Source organism: Pantoea sp. BL1, from assembly GCF_000963985.1.
In the GTDB taxonomy this organism is placed as follows: Bacteria; Pseudomonadota; Gammaproteobacteria; order Enterobacterales; family Enterobacteriaceae; genus Pantoea; species Pantoea rwandensis_B.
In genome coordinates this window covers 1-1103 of record NZ_JZRH01000090.1, presented here as the reverse complement: position 1 = coordinate 1103, position 1103 = coordinate 1, and the positions used below count along the sequence as shown (strand labels likewise).

1 protein-coding gene is annotated in these 1103 nt (G+C 61.7%); it reads right to left on the bottom strand.

What is annotated here, in order from left to right:
* Nucleotides 1-137: 137 nt before the first annotated feature.
* On the bottom strand, nucleotides 138-902 hold the full coding sequence (locus VH86_RS24425) for a MerR family transcriptional regulator (protein WP_045834420.1): 765 nt from the start codon (nucleotides 900-902) through the stop codon (nucleotides 138-140).
* Between the last annotated feature and the right edge of the window lie 201 nt (nucleotides 903-1103).

The window sequence follows — 1103 nt, the reverse complement described above, 5'->3', positions numbered from 1 at the left end:
TTCTCAAACCGGACCGGTAGCCGGGTCTGGCTCGTACCGGAGCTTTACGGGGCAGCGCAGGCTGCACCGCGCAGAGGTATCAGCGGGCAGGCATCAGAGCGCTGCCCGCTGATATTTCTGTTAGAAGAGCAACAACATTATGCGACGGCTGTCAGCGCATCAGCGTTGCTGGCCAGCCGCCGGTCGTCGCCGGTCAGCATAATTGCCTCACCGCGCTCCAGGCTCAGGCGGAAGTGGTCGCGCATCGCTGCACTGATGCCGTTACCGCACCACATCAGGTGATGGTCGTGGCGCCTCAGGGCGCTCGCAGGGATGCCGCTGCATGCATTATTAACCTCCACCCTGAACCCCTGGCCCGTCAGCCGGATGGCTTCCATCCAGATTTCCGTGCTGTCCGTGACGCTGACCGCCTCCAGAAACAGGGGGATGGCCGCACGCCGCGCTGACGCCGAAGCCATCAGGCTCCACTGCGCCAGTACGGCCGCATGGAAGCGCCCCTGTCGTTCCGTGGCGCCTTCACTGGCATCGCTGCGCAGCCACAGATTGAGCGGCCGCAGGTAGCGGTTAACGAAGTCGTCGGTACAGTAGTCCGTGGCCATCATGCGCATTTCCCGGCGCACATCGTCATCGGTGTGGCGGTGGAGCAGCTGCAGCATATCCTCCTCGCGGAACGTCCAGCCGCCCCTGAGCGCTAGCCCCGGCCAGCGCAGTGTCGCGTGAATGTCAAACAGCGTATTGCCTCCGGCTGTCAGGTCCAGCACGCGCAGCGCACACGCAAGCTGGGCGTCCGAGTACCCTTCTTTAGAGGGCGAGGATATAAGGCCTGCCCGCCGCCAGCGTCGCAGGGTTTCAGGCAGCACGCCCACGATACCGCAGACGGTATCAGTTGTATGGAACGGCATAAATTGCGTCCGTGAGGGGAGAAAGCCTGTCTGGCAGGGCCGGAGGTTTAACTGCGCGGGCTTGAGAGGAACTCGTCGCGCGGAGAGTCTCATTACCACACTACCTGATATAAATTATTACGGATACGGCTAATTTCAGAATAAACTCCGGGCGCTTTCACCATCCGCGACTACAGTGTGGCGTGAGGCTGTCATCAACGT

Bases quoted from the DNA above. Each gene is read 5' to 3' on its own strand.
- VH86_RS24425 (WP_045834420.1), bottom strand. From the start codon at position 902: ATGCCGTTCCATACAACTGATACCGTCTGCGGTATCGTGGGCGTGCTG.